The sequence below is a fragment of the Acidocella sp. genome (assembly GCF_050253495.1).
Lineage (GTDB): Bacteria > Pseudomonadota > Alphaproteobacteria > Acetobacterales > Acetobacteraceae > Acidocella.
On record NZ_JBFWIX010000002.1, the window covers coordinates 98,160 to 113,954 of the forward strand.

The window sequence follows — 15,795 nt, forward strand, 5'->3', positions numbered from 1 at the left end:
AGCGTGGTTTCGCGTGGCATGCGATTGCCGGGGGGCGGCTTTGCGCTTGTTAAGCCGGCTGGACAAGTTGTTTATACAATGCATTGTAAAACATCGTGTTTTTTGTGTTTTAGCAATACATCCAGTTACAAGATTAAATTTTGTTTGCCTTAGTTGGGCCACAATCGCGCCCAGCCCTGGCCGCACTGAATTGTCATGTTCACCAAGAACCGGGGTTCGCCCCAACAGCAGCTTGGACATCTCGCATGACGTACCAGTCGCAAATTCATCGCCAGGAGGCACTGATTTCCACACGCAAGGCCCGCCGCGGGTGGGCCAGCCCAAGCTCCTGGGGCGCAGCCCTGGGGGTGGGGGTCGTGGCGTTCGGGCTTTGGGCCGCGACCAACCGGCCGGCGACAAATATTCCGCCTTACACCGGAGAGATCGGCGGTTTCGCTTTCTCGCCCTTCCATAAGGGTGAGAGCCCGCAGACGGGGGTGTATCCGAGCATTGGGCAGATCAAATCCGATCTGAGGCTGGCGGCCGAACATACCCATAATATCCGGACCTATACGGTCGAGGGCGATCTGGGACAGATTCCGGCGCTGGCGCGGGGGATGGGGCTGAATGTGACGCTCGGTGCCTGGCTGGACACGCATCAGGAGGCCAACGCCAAGGAATTGGCGAAGGTGGTGAAGGTGGCCAACGCCAACTCCGACGTGAAGCAGGTGATGGTCGGCAACGAGGTGATCTTGCGTGGCGACCTCACGGTGCCGCAACTCGTGGCCGATATTCGCCAGGTGGAGAAGCAGGTGCATGTGCCGGTTTCCACGGCCGAGCCGTGGCATGTCTGGCTGAAGCATCCCGAGCTTGCCAATTCGGTCGATTTCATCACCGTGCATTTGCTGCCTTATTGGGAAGGCGTTCCGGAAAACATCGCCGTGCAGGACGCCATGCACCGTTTTCAGGAAGTGCATGAGCGTTTCCCGAACAAGAAGATCGTGATCGGTGAGATCGGCTGGCCTTCCGATGGCATCGATATTGGCGCGGCGCGCGCCAGCACCATCAATCAGGCCCGTTTCCTGCGTGATTTCTTCAATCTCGCGCAGAAGGAGCATCTCAATTATTTCGTGATGGAGGCCTTCGACCAGCCTTGGAAGACCAGCTTCGAGGGCCGGGCCGCTGGCTATTGGGGCATGTTCACGCTGGGCCGTCATGCGAAATGGTCGCTGACCGGGCCGGTCTGGAATCATCCGGAATGGATCTGGTACGCGCTGGGCGCGGCGCTGGCGAGCCTGCTGGCCACCATGGCGCTGCTTTCGCGCCGGCCTGACATCCGCTGGCCCGGCAAGCTGCTCTTTGCCGTGCTGGTGGAGGGCTTCACCAGCACGCTGGCCATGCTGCTGATGAATATGGGCCAGACCTATCTCTCCTACAGCGCGGCCGCGGTGTGGGCCGGGCTGGCGGCGGGGCAGGGCATGCTGCTCTTTCTGCTGATCGCGGACAGCTTCGATCTGGTCGAGACCATTTTCGGCCGCGTTTCCCGCCGCCATTACGAGCCGATCCCGGCGCCGGCGGGGGCCAGGCTGCCGAAAGTCTCCCTCCATCTGCCGATCTGCAACGAACCGCCGCATATGGTGAAGCAGACGCTGGATGCGCTGGCCGCGCTTGATTATGAGCGCTTCGAGGTGCTGGTGATCGACAACAACACGGTGGACCCGCGTGTGTGGGAGCCGGTGGCCGAGCATTGCGCGCGGCTTGGGCCCAAATTCCGCTTCTTCACCCTTGGCAAATACAAGGGCTACAAGGCGGGGGCCTTGAACTTCGCCCTGAGGGAGACGGCGCCGGATGCCGAGGTGATCGGCGTGATCGACTCCGACTATCTGGTCGAGCCCGACTGGCTGCGCTGCATGGCTCCGGCCTTCGACGACCCGGCGGTGGGTTTCACCCAGTCCCCGCAGGATTACCGGGACAATGACGGCTCCATCTTCAAGCGCATGATGTTCTGGGAATATGCGGGCTTCTTTCATGCCGGGATGGTGACGCGCAACGAGCGCAACGCCATCATCCAGCACGGCACCATGACGCTGATCCGCAAGGAGGCGCTGCTGAACGAGAATGGCTGGGCCGAGTGGTGCATCACCGAGGATTCCCAACTGGGCCTGCGGCTGTTCCGTGCCGGGTATGAGGCGGTGTATTCCAAGAAGAGCTTCGGCAAGGGCGTGATGCCAGACGATTATAACGCCTTCCGCAAGCAGCGTTACCGCTGGGCCTATGGCGCCATGCGCATCGTGCGCGCCAATGCCGGGGCGTTGTTCAACCCCTTCAATAAGGAGCTGACGGCTGGCCAGCGCTGGCATTTCATCACCGGCTGGCTGCCCTGGTTCGGCGATGCGCTGGGGCTGGTGTTCCTGGCCATGGGGCTGGCCTGGTCGCTGGGGCTGATCCTGGACCCGGTGCGGTTTGAATTCCCGATCGCCTTGTTCATGCTGCCATCCATCGGGTTGTTCCTGTTCAAGATCGCGCAGATCCTGGCCCTTTATAAAAACCGCGTGCCGTGCGGGTTCATGGATCGGCTGGGGGCCGCGGTGGCGGGGCTGGCTTTGTCCCATGCCATCGGTAAGGCGGTGTGGAAGGGGCTGTTTACCAACAGGCTGCCCTTCCTGCGGACCCCGAAGATGGAGAACGCCCCGGCCCTGGTGCAGGGGCTGGTGATGGCCCGCGAGGAGCTGGTGATCCTGCTGCTCACCTGGGGGGCGGCGCTGGGGGTCGGCTTTGGCCATCATTGGGCGACGCTGGAAACCAAATTATGGGTGGCGGTGCTGTTCACCCAATCCATGCCTTATCTGGCCTCGGTGGGGGTTTCCATCCTGGCGGCGATGCCGGCCAAGGTGCGGCGGACAATTGTGGCGCCGGCCCCGCAAAAAGCCAGGGCCGTGGCTTTCCACCCCGCCGCGGGCGACTGACGGGCCTGACCACGAACAAAAGACCCTTCCGCCTCAGGCGGGAGGGTTTTTTGTTGGCCGGGCAATGAACGCAAGCGTTCTCCGCATGCCGGGGTAAATGGAAATGCCCCAGGGCGCGGGTTTCTGCATTGCATCATAAGCCTTGCGCAGCCATGGGCAGGCGGCGTAAGGAACAGGCAGTCTTGGCCATGGCGCGAACCAGACATGGCCGGAACATGCTTTACGGGGCGGGGACGCCCTTTACGGGCTTATTTGCACCGTCCTTTTCCAGTTTCGCGCATGGGAATGCTGACATTGACCGCCTTGGGGATGCCCTTGGCGGCGGAGATGTTTGTTGTGAGTGATTTGACGTTTGAATCTTTTGGTCTGGCTTCCTCGATTTTGGGTACGTTGAAGGCGGCGGGTTTCATGAAGCCCACCCCCATCCAGGCGCGGGCCATTCCGCACGGGCTGGAGGGCAGGGATGTTCTGGGCATCGCCCAGACCGGCACGGGTAAGACGGCGGCGTTTGCCCTGCCCATGCTTCAGGCCTTCGCGACCGAGAAGCTGCATAGCCGTCGCTTTTCCACCCGGGCCTTGGTGCTGGCGCCGACGCGCGAGCTGGCCGTGCAGATCGAGCAGGAGATCAAGAAATTCGGCGCGGGGCTGGGTTTGCGCACCGTGCTGGTGGTGGGCGGTGTCAGCCGTTTCGGGCAGGTGCAGCGCATGATGCGCGGCGCGGACATCGTGGTGGGCTGCCCTGGCCGCGTGGTGGATTTGATGAACACCCGCGAGCTGGTCATCGACCAGTGCCAGTTCTTCGTGCTGGACGAGGCGGACCGCATGCTGGATCTGGGCTTCATGCCGGATATCCGCAAGGTGGTGGCCGCGTTGCCGGGCCGGCGCCAGTCCGCCCTGTTCTCCGCCACCATGCCGCCGGAAATCGCCAAGCTGGCCAATGGCCTGCTGCGTGAGCCGGTGCGCGTGGAGATCGAAGCCGTGTCCTCCACCCCGGCGAAGATCGAGCAGAGCGTGCATTTCGCCGAAGGGCCGGAGAAGCGCAACCTGCTGGTGAAGCTGTTGCACCAGAAGGAATTCGAAAAGACCGTGGTGTTCACCCGCACCAAGCGCGGCGCGGACAGGGTGGCGATGATGCTGAATAATTCGAAGATCCCCTCGGCGGCGCTGCATGGCAATCTCAGCCAGAATCAGCGCCAGCGGGCGCTGGAGGCGTTCAAGGCCGGTGAGGTGCGCGCGCTGGTGGCAACCGATATCGCCGCGCGCGGGATCGATGTGAACGGTGTGACGCATGTGGTCAATTTCGAGCTGCCGAATGAGCCGGAGAGCTATGTGCATCGTATCGGCCGTACCGCGCGCAATGGCGCGGATGGCGTGGCGGTGGCGTTTTGCGATGCGACCGAGCTGCCTTATCTGAACCAGATCGAGAAGCTGACCGGCATCAAGATGAAGGTGGCGGGCGGTGAGCGGCCGAAGCAGGCGATGCCGGTGAAGAAGCCGGCGCGCCATCCGGACATGCAGGTGCGCAAGATCAAGCCGAAGCGCCCGCAATATCAGGAGAAACGCAAGGTTGCGTGAGGCCTGAATCAATAATAGGAGTTTTTCGGGTGCCGCCTTTTTTGTAAAAAAGGCGGCATTTTTCGCGCCCTTTTTGAAAAAAGGGCGCCCCAAAAACGTTTGATTTTTTGGAGCACGAAGATGGGTGAGACGAAGCAGCCGGTCATCGGCATCATTGGCGGATCCGGCCTGTATAATATCGACGGGCTGAAGAACACCAAATGGGTGAAGGTCGAAACCCCCTGGGGCGACCCGTCGGATGAGTTCCTGACCGGCGACTATGAAGGCCAGAAGGTGGTGTTTCTGCCGCGCCACGGGCGTGGGCACAAAACCTCTCCCACCGCGCTGAATTACCGCGCCAATATCGACGCGCTGAAGCGGCTGGGCGTGACGGATATTCTTTCAATGTCCGCTGTCGGTTCGTTGAAGGAGGAATTGCCGCCGGGGCATTTCGTGATCGTGGATCAGTTCATCGACCGCTCCTTCGCTCGTGAGAAAAGCTTTTTCGGCCCTGGCTGTGTCGCGCATGTCTCCATGGCCCATCCCGTCTGCGCGCGCCTTGGCGACGCGCTGGAGGCAAGCCTGAAGGCGCTGGATCTGCCGCATACGCGCGGCGGCACCTATCTGGTGATGGAAGGGCCGCAATTTTCCACATTGGCGGAGAGCAATCTTTATCGCTCCTGGGGGTGTTCGGTGATCGGCATGACCAACATGCCCGAGGCCAAGCTCGCCCGCGAGGCGGAGATCGACTACGCCACCGTGGCCATGGTGACGGATTACGATTGCTGGCACGAGGATCATGATGCCGTCACCGTCGATCAGGTGGTGAAGGTGCTGCTCGGCAATGCCGACAAGGCGCGCAACCTGGTGAAGGATGTTCTGCCGCGCTTGGCGGCCCCGCGCGCCGACTGCCCCCATGGCTGCGATACGGCGCTGACCTATGCGTTGATCACCGCCCCCGAGGCGCGTGACCCCGCCACGCTGAAGAAGCTGGACGCCGTGGCCGGAAGGGTTCTGAATGGCGGCTAAGCCTGGCAGAAAAGCTGGAACGATAACGCTGGCGGGCACATTGCTGCTTGGGCCCCCGGCGGTTCTTGGCGCGCTGTTTTGGGGCGAACATGAACACCAGGATTATTTCACGATGAAATTGACCAGCGCCTGCGCGCTGGGGGGTGTTTATCTGTTTTTCCTCGCCATCGATCGTGTGGTTGGCCGCATCGGAGCGTAACGGGAGCGTTTGCCGGAGACGGCGCGGATATTGAAAATGTGCTGGACGTGTCATGGCGGAACGATTCATGGCGAAAGGCTGACCCGCCGCCGGCTTTGCCAGGGAATGCTGGCGGCGCCCCTGGCGATGGGGCCGGTGCGTAAGGACGGGCTGGTGGAACCGGTTTTACGTCTGCCTCCGGGGCATGGGCCGCGCCGGGTCGCGGTGACGCTGGATGCCTGCCCCGGGCATTTCGATCCGCGCATCGCCGGTCTGCTGGTGGCGCGGAACATCCCGGCCACCATCTTCATCACCGCGGTATGGATGCGGATGAATCCGGACGGGCTGGCTTTTTTCCTGAAGTATCCCACTGTGTTCACGCTGGAGAATCATGGCGCGCGGCATTTGCCGCCGGTGCTGGGCACGCAACGTATCTATGGTTTGGAGGTGGCGGGAAGCTGGCCCGCCATCGAGGCGGAAATCGCCGGTGGGGCGGATGCGGTTTACAAGGTCACGGGCCGCCATCCGACCTGGTACCGGGGCGCGGCGGGGCTTTATACCCCTTCGGTCGTACCCAAAATCGAGGGGCTGGGCGTGCGCGTGGCGGGCTATTCCCTCAATTCCGATGCCGGGGCCTCATTTCCCGCCGCGCTGGTGGAAGCCCGCATCAAGGCCGCGCGGGATGGCGATGTGATCGAAGGCCATATCAATCAGCCAAGGCGCGCCAGCGGGGCGGGAATTGCCGCGGGGCTGGCCGCCTTGCAGGAGAGCGGCGCGCAATTCGCGCGCTTGGACGAGATTGCCTGAAACAATCTGCCAGAGCCGTGCGCGTGAACAAAACGAGTGGAGGATGCTCCGGGGCGCGGTCCTTGAAATGCGACGCCGCAAAGGCTGGGGTTTGGGGCACTTTTATAAGAAGCGCCCCAAACCCCGCGAACATTTCAATCGATGTTGTTTGCCGTCTGGCTGAATGTTCGCCGCCGTCTCTCAGATGGCGTTTTCGATGGTCGGCATCGCCATGCGGGATTTTGTCAGCACCAGGCCGATATTGGCACTGATACGGCAGACGAACACGGCGACATAATCGGCGTATTTCTTGCCGCGCAGGAAGACATGGATGGTATTGTCGGAATTGACGATGAATTCCTGAAAATAATGCCGGTTGCTCTCAACGCCACGGGCGCGCTTCCATAATGCTTCCACGGCGCCGACATTGCCGCCCTGGAACATATCCGCCGTGGCGGCCGCCACGAGATCGATCACCTCTCGCGGATGGGAATCGACGGTTTTGATACCCAGCAGAAAGCCGGAGCTAACATCTACATACCCAGCGGCGATACATTCAGGGATGGTCGAAATGGTTTTCGCCAGGGCTTCGTCGAGGGCAGAACTCATTGGAACAATACTCCATCATCGTAAGACAAAAGGCGGAACGCATGGAAACATGCCTTCCGGTCCCTCCGTCGGATTTTCCCCATGCGAGCGACCTGGCCGGTCGGACCGTCGCCGCCGGCTTTTTTTGGTCAGTTGGCCATTATGAGGGGGCCCCGCGGGACATCTCATAATCGGCGAGAAATTGCTCCTGGCTGTCGGTCTGCACGAATTGCCGGTTGATGGCACGCAGCTTCTCCAGCGCCGCCCGCGCGGAAAGCCCAGCCTCCTTCACCAGAAAACCGGCCAATATGGTGCCTGTGCGCCCCAACCCCGCCAGGCAATGCACGGCCAGCACCTCACCCTGGACCAGCAGGCTGCGCATATGGGCGGCCAGCGCGTCCATCTCCTCGGGCGTGGGCGCGTGGCGATCGGCAATGGGCAGATGCACCGCCTTGAGCCCGTGCCTGAGCAGGGCATCTTCCGGCAGGCTCCTCTCCGTCAATGTGACCAGACAGGTCACGCCGACCTGCTTCAGAAGATCGAGGTCATAATCAAGATCCAGCGTGGCGCCTGGCATCGGTGTCGCCGCCAGATGCCCCTTCTCGATCCAGATGAACCCCCTGGGGCCGGATGCCTTGTCGCCGGGCGGTGGCTCCTCGGGCGTGGGGGGCGCGGGCATGCGTGGCGCCACCGCGGCCAGGGCCCCGGATGACAACGCTCTAGGCGCGGTGAGCGCGTTTTCGGCCGCCTGATCCTCCGGCAGGCCGGGTGCCGGCACGGCGCAACTGCCGGTCTGGACGAACTGCGCCGCGACAGGGTTGGGCGGTGCTGAAAAAAATGTCCCGACAGGCTCTTGCGCTTGCACATAGCCCCCCGCCAGCAAAATAATCTCCTGGCCGATCTGCCTGGCCTGTTTCTGATTATGCAGCACCACCAGCAGCGCCATCCGGCTGGCCAATCCTTCCAGCAGGGCGAGAATATAGGCGGCATCCTCGTCTTTCATGCCGGTGGTGGGTTCGTCGATCATCAAGAGCGCTCCGCCCGCCATCGCCTCACGCAGAATGGAGACCGCGCGCTGGCGCGCGACCGGCAGATCGATCAGTGTCGTGTCCAGCTGCTCGCTCAGCGCCTCCTGGCCCAGCTCGACGAGCCAGCCTTTGACCCAATCGCGTTGCGCGGCTTCGTCCATTGTTTCGAGCCTGTCCGTTCGATGGACCAGCAGGCTCTCCAGCACCGTGCGCTGAATCAGATTGAGGCGCTGCCCGACCAGCGGCGGCCGGTTTTCCTCACCCAGGGGCTGGCCCTGGTAAACCACTTCCCCCCAGCTTTTATGCATGGGCGTGCGCGCATATGCCCCCGCCAAAGACCGCAGCAAGGTGGATTTACCCGTGCCGGGCGGCCCCATGAGCACCGAAACCCCGTGGGCTGGAACCGTGAAATGCACATCGTCCAATATGACCTTGTCACCGAATCCCGCGCCGAACGACCGGCAGACCAGGATCGGCCCGGTTGTCGGCGTGGGGGCGGGCATGGGCGGTGTGGCGGGCATTGGCGGTGCGGCGGGTATGGGCAGAGGGGGGGCGGGCTCGGATGGCAATGAATCGCCCTCGATCAGCGGTCCGCTTTCATCGATCTCGGCCCTGTTGTCTTTCTGTAGCTCCTGGCGCAGCGCATCCATGTCCGCGACTTGGCTTCTGAACAAGGCCTCGGCTTTCTGCTTGTGCTCGCGCCGCCGGCGCGCCTGCCGCCATGCCAGCCCGGCAATGCCCGCGCAGCACAAGGCCAATGCGGCCAGAAGGGTCATGATCTGCGTATCCAAACCGCTTATCCTCATCGCTCCAGCGCTCTGGGATAAGAGTCAGACCATGAAAAAAGGGGCCGCGCATCAAGGGCGCAAGGCACTCCAGCCTCGTCCGTCTATCCAGAACACCCCGCGCGCAAAATGGCCCGCGCGACATGATTTGGCAATCCTGAATCTGGCGGGCTAGCCGCTGATACTGTTCGTTTTTTATGAAATATCTCAGCCATGGCCGATGATGGCGGTTTGCCGCGCCATGTTTTGGCGGGGGGCCTTCATGGAGCGGATCCGTTCACCCGCGCCCGTTGCTTCAGGCCAGTCTCGGCGGCCAGCCGTGCGCGGGGCCGTGCTGGGGCGTCTCGCGCCCGGCACGGGTAATGATCACGACACCATCGCCCGCCTCCACCACCAGTTCCGGGCCGGGGCGGGTGATGGTCGTGCCATCGCGGCGGTTGAGCGCCACGACGAACAATGTCCCGCCCGCGCCATGTTCGATCGCCTCCACGCTCTGGCCGGCATAAGGGCTGTCCATGGCCACGGACTGGCTTTCCAGCTCCAGTCCCAGCGTGCGCAGCCCCGTGCCCAGCATGCGCATATGGCTGGAATCGGTCAGTTTGACGCTGCGTGGAAACAGGATGAGCTGGGCGATGCGCTCGGCCCCGATATGGGTGGGCTCGACGACGGCGCTGGCCCCCGCGCGCAGGAGCTTGCTCTTGGTGCTGGCGGCCTCGCCACGGGCGATGATTTCGATATCCTTGTTGAGGTTGCGGGCGGAAAGGGTGATGAACACATTCACCGCGTCGTTGGGCACGACGCAGGCCAGGGCACGGGCGTGCTCTACCCTGGCGGTTTGCAGCACGGTTTCGTCCGTCGCGTCGCCCAGGAGGGTGGCATGGCCGCGCGCGGCGGCCTCGGAGAGCTTTGCCTCCTCCCGGTCCAGGATCAGGAACTCAATGTTCCCGGCCTTTAATTCCTCGGCGAGCATTTGCCCGATGCGCCCATATCCGCAGACGATCACGTGCCCGCGCATCCTGCCGATCTGCGTTTTCATCCGCCTGTTTCCCAGCAATTGTTGAATTTGTCCGAAAGTGATGAACTGCACCAGCGCGCCGGTGAGGAAGATCATGCCCGTGCAGCCGAGAATGATGGTGGCCAGCGTGATGGAACGCAGCTCCGGTGTCAGCAGCGGATGGACTTCATCGTATCCCACGGTAAAGACCGTGATGATCACGAAATAAAAAGAATCGCTGAAGCTCCAGCCTTCGGCGGTGAAGGCGAGCGTGGCGCAGGTGATGATCACCACCATGAAAATCAGCCCGCCAATGAGGTTGCGGGCCGGGCTGTCGACAAAGCTTTTCATGCGGTGTCCAAAAACAACCCCTTCCATGGGCGCGCCGTGGAAGGGGTGGCAAGCTTGGCGGGGAAGCGTTGCTTCCCCTGTCCTTTGTGGTGGTGGGTGCGTCGCCGCATCAGCCCCGCTTGTCGACCGGCACGTAGTCGCGCTTTGCCGCGCCGGTATAGATCTGACGCGGACGGCCGATGCGGTTCGTCGGATCCTCGATCATTTCCTTCCACTGGCTGATCCAGCCCACGGTGCGCGCCAGGGCGAAGATCGGCGTGAACATGGTGGTGGGGAAGCCCATCGCCTTCAGGATGATGCCGGAATAGAAATCGACATTCGGATAGAGCTTGCGGGAGACGAAATAATCGTCGTCCAGCGCGATCTTCTCCAGCTCGATGGCGAGGTCGAGCAGCGGCTCGTCCTTGATGCCAAGCTCGCCCAGAACCTCGTGGCAGGTCTTCTGCATGATCTTCGCGCGCGGGTCGAAGTTCTTGTAGACGCGGTGCCCGAAGCCCATCAGCTTCACGTTGGAGTTCTTGTCCTTCACCTGCTTGATGAAGTCGGGGATGTTGTCCTTGTGGCCGATTTCGCCCAGCATCTTCAGCACGGCCTCGTTGGCGCCGCCATGAGCGGGGCCCCAGAGGGAGGCGACGCCGGCGGCGACGCAGGCGAACGGGTTGGTGCCGGTGGAGCCGGCCAGGCGCACGGTGGAGGTGGAGGCGTTCTGCTCATGGTCCGCATGCAGGATCAGGATGCGGTCCATCGCCTTGGTCAGCACCGGGTTCGGCTTGTAGGTCTCGGCCGGAACGCCATGGAACATGTATAGGAAGTTTTCCGCGTAGGTGAGGTCGTTGCGCGGATACATGAAGGGCTGGCCGACATTGTATTTATACGCCCAGGCGGTGATGGTCGGCATCTTGGCGATCAGCCGGTAGGCCGAAATTTCGCGCTGATGCTCGTCGTGAATGTCGATGCTGTCCGGATAGAAGGCCGACATGGCGCCGACCACGGAGCAGAGCATCGCCATCGGGTGCGCGTCGCGGCGGAAGCCGTTCCAGAAATTACGGATCTGCTCATGCAGCATCGTGTGGCGGGTGATGCCGGTGGTGAAGCTGTCCAGCTCCGTCTTGGTCGGCAGCGCGCCGTAAAGGAGCAGATACGCGACTTCGAGGAAGGAGGAGTTCTCGGCGAGCTGGTCGATCGGGTAGCCGCGATGGAGCAGGACGCCTTCGTCGCCATCGATATAGGTGATCGAGCTTTCGCAGGAGGCGGTGGCCCCATAGCTCGGATCGAAGGTGAAGACGCCAAGTTCTCCCTGGAGCTTGCGCACATCCACGCAATCCGTGCCGAGCGTCCCGCCCAGCACCGGCAGCGTCGCCGTCTTGTCGTTAAAACTAAGCGTCGCCGTGCCGACCTGCTTGCTGGTAGCGGTTTGAGCCATATGCTTCACCTTCTATTATGTGACTTCTTCAAGGCGTCAGGAAGGCCATCCTGACGGGACGGAACGGCTGAAGCGTTATTCAATCCCAGGCTCTGTGTAAAGCCGCCGCGCCGCGCCGCAGCATCCCGCATGCCTGGCGCGCGGGGCGTTGGGATGTGGTTTTGGCCCTGTTTCAGTCACATGACGGAAGGAATTCCGCCCCGGCGTGCATCACACGCATGGGAGAACCCCCGCGCGGGCGCGGCCGGACTCCGCTCAGACCTCGAAGCTGAGATGTTCCGGCCAGTCCGGCTTGGTCATGGCGCGGGGCATATGGATGCCGCATTCGGTTTTGGCTTGTCCGGCCCAGCGGCCCGAGCGCTTATCCTGGCCTGGCAGCGGCTTGCGGGTGCAGGTGGCGCAGCCGATGGAAGTATAGCCTTGCGCGTGCAGGGGGTGGCGCGGCAGGCCATGTGCCGGGAAATAGGCCTCCAGCATCGCATCGTCCCAGAAGGCCAGCGGGTTGACGGTGATGCGCCCATCCGCGCCGGTTTCCTGCAATTGCAGCTTGGCCCGGGTGGCGGACTGGCCGCGCTTGCGTCCGGTGATCCAGGCCGTGAAGCCCACCAAGGCTTCGTCCAGCGGGTTGGTTTTGCGGATGGCGCAGCAGAGATCCGGGTCTGTCTCCCAAAGCCGCCCATCGGGGTCGTAGGCCGCCAGTTGCGCCCCCGAGGGGCGGATGGAACGCACATCCGTCAGCCCGAGCCTTGCGGTCAGCTCGTCACGGTAGGTGAGGGTTTCTGGAAATAGCCGCCCGGTCTCCAGGAAAATCACCGGCAGGGCCTTGTCGATCCGCGCGGCGAGATGGAGCAGGATGGCGGATTCGGCGCCAAAGGAGGAAACCAGCGCGATCTTGCCCGGAAATTGGCGAAGAATGGCCTCGCGCAGGACGGTTTCGGCATCTGTGGATGGGGGAAGGCTGTCAGGCATTGTCGGTTCCTGGCCGGGTCAAGCGCGCCGGCGCTGAGATCTTGAGATCTATGGGGCGGTTATTTCGGAAAGGGCAGCCAGCGCCGTTTCTCGACCAGCTGATCGATGCGCTGGGCTGCTTCCGCCATGGGCATTCGCTCAGCCTGCCAGCCCTGGCGCAGCGTCTCGATTTCCTTCACATGCGCGGCCCAGCTTTCCGGAAAGAGGGCTTCCAGCCGCTTGCGGATGGCCCCCGCCAGGCCCGGCGCCCGGCCGCCGGTGGAGATGGCGAGCAGCAGATCGCCCCGGCGGATCTCCGCCACCGCGTTGAAGTCGCAAAATTCCGGCACGTCCTCGACATTCACCAGCACGCGGCTGGCGCGCGCGGTCATTGCCAGGGGGCGGTATTGGGGTTCCGCGAGGCCGGCGATCCAGAGCAGGTTCAGCCCGGCGATCTCGGCCGGCGCGGGCAGATGTGGTACGGCCATGGCTCCAGCCTCGCGGGTCAGTTCCGCGTCCGTGGTGAAAACGCACAGGCTCTCTCCGGCGCCCGCGCGATGCAGGGCGCGCAACCGCCTGAGGGCGGGAGCGCCAGCCCCGGCCAAGCCGAGTTTCAGGCGGGAAGGGTTAAGAGCCAATGGGATCATGGTCCTTTAGAAAAGGATTTTCTCGTCCATTGCAATCTCTCTGGCAAAATAACGATTTTTTGCCCTTTTTGGGGAAGTGGTGGAAAGGATTTTTTTGGTTTCAGGCGTCTGGAGCAAACATAAACCAGTATATTCTCTATGGTTATAGGTATTTTAGGGCGATGTTCAGCTTTCGCCGGTGGCGAGGTCCATGCAGAACACGGTGCCATTGGGGCCGGTGCGCTCCAGCACGAGGTCGCCGCCATGGGCGCGGATGAGATCGCGCGCGATGGTCAGGCCCAGCCCCGTGCCGCCGCTACGGGCCGAGCCGGTGAAGGGCCTGAACAGATTCGCCCGCGCCCGCTCCGGAAGGCCAGGGCCGTTATCGACCATGCGCAGGCGGGTCTGGCCGTTTTGGGTTTCCGTGCTCAAGCCGATGAGGGTGGCGCCCGCCTCGGCGGCGTTGCGGATCAGGTTGAGGAACACACGGTAAAGCAGGGCGCGGTCCATGGGCAGCACCAGGTCGGCGGGCACGAGATTTTCGAGCCGCCAGCCACTGCTCTCCGGCGCCAGGCTTTCGGACGCCTCTTCGATCAACTCGTGGATCGAGACGGGCGCGCGCATGATTTGCGGCGGCCCCTCGCGCGCGAACTCGACCGTGCGGGAAACCAACTGCGTGGCCCGCTCCACGGAGGGGATGAGCGTGCGGGTGGCCCGGCGCACGGTGGGGTCGTCAATATCCTGTAGCCGGTCGGCCATCAGCAGGGCGGAGGAGAGAATATTGCGCAGATCATGCGCGATTTTCGCCACTTCCGTGCCCACGGCGGCCAGGCGGGCATTACGCCAGAGAGCGGCGCGCAGTTCCTCCTGCATGGCCTTGAGTTCACGCGCGGCGGTGGAGATGTCGTCCTTCGGCCGGTTGGTCAGCCAGTTCAGCCCCGTGCTGTCCGCGTCTTCCGGGCTCTCGCGGAAATGGATGATCGAGGCGGTCATGATCTCCATGGGCCGCACCAGCAGCCGGTTGAGCGCCGCATAGACCAGCAGCCCGGATAAAAGCGAGACGATGACGATGAAGCTGACCCCCCGGCGCGCATAAAGGCGCAGCCGCGCGGTGAGGGGGGAGGTGTCGGCATCGACCAATATCATCGCGTTCGAGGAGGTCGCGGATGAGAACAGGAATGTTTCCTCGCTGGGGGCGAACCCGGCGATGTTCAGGCAGGTTTTCCAACTGCTATGGAAAACCCGTTCCCGCGAGGGGATGGTGACAGGGGTGGCGTTTGGCGTGAACCCCGGGACTTGCCAGCTTTGGGTCTGGCCGCGGGGGGAGATCAGGTTTAGCCGTTGAATGCCCGCCAGGCGCAATATCTCCCCTTGCGCGGAGGGTGGCGCGGTTTGCAGGGCATAAGCGGCGATCTCCGCGCGGTGCTGGAGGTTGTCATTCATCCAGACCATGCGCTGGCGTCCCAGCACCGGGATGAGCACCAGCAACTCGATGCAGAATATGGTGGCCACCGTGATCCACAGCACCTTGCTGGACAGGCTCGCGGGCTGGGGCTTCAGCCGCTCCAGACCCCGCGCCCAGCTCATGCCGAGAGCAGGGCGTGCGCGGCGGCCTCGCGCCCGGCGGAAAACAGCATTTCCAGAAAGGGGCGGTCGGTGTTGAGTTTGGAGGTCAGGGGATGCCGCGCCAGGGCCTGGTCGGCTGGGATGTCCAGCAACCGCACCTGGCGCGGCAGCATGGACAGTTCCGCCGCGAGCGGCGCCTGGAAGGCGATTTCGTGCAGGCGGTGGACAATATCCGCCGTGGAGCTTGGCACCCCCCGGCGCTGGCGCGGTTGGGCGCGGATGAGGATCAGCCTGTCCGGCCGGGGGGTGAGAACCGGGGCCAGGGCCGGGTTGCAGCTATAGCCGCCATCCCAATAATGCCGCCCGCCGATTTTCACGGTCGGGAACATCATGGGAATGCAGGCCGAGGCCAGCAATTCCGGCACGCCGATTTGCGCGTTGGTGAAAATCGTCGCCTCGCCGCTTTCCACGTCGGTTGCGCTGGCATAGAGGCGCGGGGCGGAGGGCGCGCGCAGGGCCGTTATGTCGAGAAGTTCGCGCAGCAGCGGTTCCAGCGGGTTTTGCCCGAGCGGGTTGAGCTGGGCTGGGTCGAACAGGCGCAGGGCCTGGGTCAGGCCGCTCCAGGCGAGGTCGTTGCTGAGCGCCTTGGTGGTGTCCCACATCCAGTCCAGCGGCGTGGCCGGGACATTCCCGAAGAGGTTGCCCTCCATCACCTTGGTCCAGAGGCGCGAGATTGCGGCGCGGGCACCCTCCGGCCCGTTCTTGACCATGCCCTGCACCGCCATGGCGCCGATGATCGCCCCGGAGGAAACGCCGGTGACGGCGTCGAAAACCAGCCCTTCCTCCAGCAGCCGGTCCAGAGCGCCCCAGGTGAAGGCGCCATGCGCTCCGCCGCCCTGCAGGGCGAGAACGGTTCGGGCGCGAGAGGAAATAAATGTATTCATGGCGCGTACCGTTTTGTGAACGCAAAAAGCGAGTCTTGGCAATTGCCGTA

At 63.1% G+C, this 15,795-nt stretch carries 14 protein-coding genes; 5 read left to right on the forward strand and 9 right to left on the reverse strand.

What is annotated here, in order from left to right:
* The first annotated feature begins 245 nt into the window (after positions 1-245).
* Positions 246-2,945, forward strand: a complete 2,700-nt coding sequence (locus AB7D48_RS02610) for a glycosyltransferase (RefSeq protein WP_427975758.1) — start codon at positions 246-248, stop codon at positions 2,943-2,945.
* 248 nt (positions 2,946-3,193) lie between these two features.
* On the opposite strand, the gene AB7D48_RS02615 is transcribed toward AB7D48_RS02610, so the two are convergent.
* Entirely contained in the window at positions 3,194-3,355 is a 162-nt protein-coding gene (locus tag AB7D48_RS02615; protein WP_427975759.1) for a hypothetical protein, read from the reverse strand.
* Between AB7D48_RS02615 and AB7D48_RS02620 the strand changes: the two genes are divergently transcribed.
* The 4 genes from AB7D48_RS02620 to AB7D48_RS02635 all read left to right on the forward strand — a co-directional run bounded on the left by AB7D48_RS02620 (position 3,354) and on the right by AB7D48_RS02635 (position 6,513).
* Complete coding sequence (locus AB7D48_RS02620) at positions 3,354-4,520, forward strand: DEAD/DEAH box helicase (RefSeq protein ID WP_427975760.1); 1,167 nt, start codon at positions 3,354-3,356, stop codon at positions 4,518-4,520. The genes AB7D48_RS02615 and AB7D48_RS02620 overlap by 2 nt on opposite strands.
* A 120-nt stretch (positions 4,521-4,640) precedes the next feature.
* Positions 4,641-5,528: an S-methyl-5'-thioadenosine phosphorylase gene (locus AB7D48_RS02625; RefSeq protein WP_427975761.1), complete on the forward strand. Its 888-nt coding sequence runs from the start codon at positions 4,641-4,643 to the stop codon at positions 5,526-5,528.
* Entirely contained in the window at positions 5,518-5,727 is a 210-nt protein-coding gene (locus AB7D48_RS02630; RefSeq protein WP_427975762.1) for a hypothetical protein, read from the forward strand. Before AB7D48_RS02625 ends, AB7D48_RS02630 begins: the two co-directional genes overlap by 11 nt.
* A gap of 36 nt (positions 5,728-5,763) precedes the next feature.
* Complete coding sequence (locus AB7D48_RS02635) at positions 5,764-6,513, forward strand: polysaccharide deacetylase family protein (RefSeq protein WP_427975763.1); 750 nt, start codon at positions 5,764-5,766, stop codon at positions 6,511-6,513.
* Between the two features lie 180 nt (positions 6,514-6,693).
* Here the strand turns inward: AB7D48_RS02635 and AB7D48_RS02640 are convergent, their stop codons facing one another.
* From AB7D48_RS02640 to AB7D48_RS02675, 8 genes are all read right to left on the reverse strand, one after another.
* Positions 6,694-7,101 carry a hypothetical protein gene (locus AB7D48_RS02640; RefSeq protein WP_427975764.1) on the reverse strand — a complete coding sequence of 136 codons (408 nt, stop codon included), beginning with the start codon at positions 7,099-7,101 and terminating at the stop codon, positions 6,694-6,696.
* Between the two features lie 139 nt (positions 7,102-7,240).
* Positions 7,241-8,884, reverse strand: coding sequence for an ATP-binding cassette domain-containing protein (locus AB7D48_RS02645; RefSeq protein WP_427975765.1), 1,644 nt, complete (start codon positions 8,882-8,884; stop codon positions 7,241-7,243).
* Positions 8,885-9,188: 304 nt separating this feature from the next.
* Positions 9,189-10,238, reverse strand: a complete 1,050-nt coding sequence (locus AB7D48_RS02650) for a potassium channel family protein (RefSeq protein WP_427975766.1) — start codon at positions 10,236-10,238, stop codon at positions 9,189-9,191.
* Positions 10,239-10,347: 109 nt separating this feature from the next.
* Positions 10,348-11,661, reverse strand: a complete 1,314-nt coding sequence (locus AB7D48_RS02655) for a citrate synthase (RefSeq protein WP_427975767.1) — start codon at positions 11,659-11,661, stop codon at positions 10,348-10,350.
* A 255-nt stretch (positions 11,662-11,916) separates the two neighbouring features.
* On the reverse strand, positions 11,917-12,630 hold the full coding sequence (locus AB7D48_RS02660) for a phosphoadenylyl-sulfate reductase (RefSeq protein WP_427975768.1): 714 nt from the start codon (positions 12,628-12,630) through the stop codon (positions 11,917-11,919).
* A 59-nt stretch (positions 12,631-12,689) separates the two neighbouring features.
* Positions 12,690-13,256, reverse strand: coding sequence for a precorrin-2 dehydrogenase/sirohydrochlorin ferrochelatase family protein (locus tag AB7D48_RS02665; protein ID WP_427975769.1), 567 nt, complete (start codon positions 13,254-13,256; stop codon positions 12,690-12,692).
* Positions 13,257-13,421: 165 nt separating this feature from the next.
* On the reverse strand, positions 13,422-14,822 hold the full coding sequence (locus AB7D48_RS02670) for a sensor histidine kinase (RefSeq protein ID WP_427975770.1): 1,401 nt from the start codon (positions 14,820-14,822) through the stop codon (positions 13,422-13,424).
* Positions 14,819-15,745 carry a patatin-like phospholipase family protein gene (locus AB7D48_RS02675; RefSeq protein ID WP_427975771.1) on the reverse strand — a complete coding sequence of 309 codons (927 nt, stop codon included), beginning with the start codon at positions 15,743-15,745 and terminating at the stop codon, positions 14,819-14,821. Before AB7D48_RS02675 ends, AB7D48_RS02670 begins: the two co-directional genes overlap by 4 nt.
* Positions 15,746-15,795: the final 50 nt, after the last annotated feature.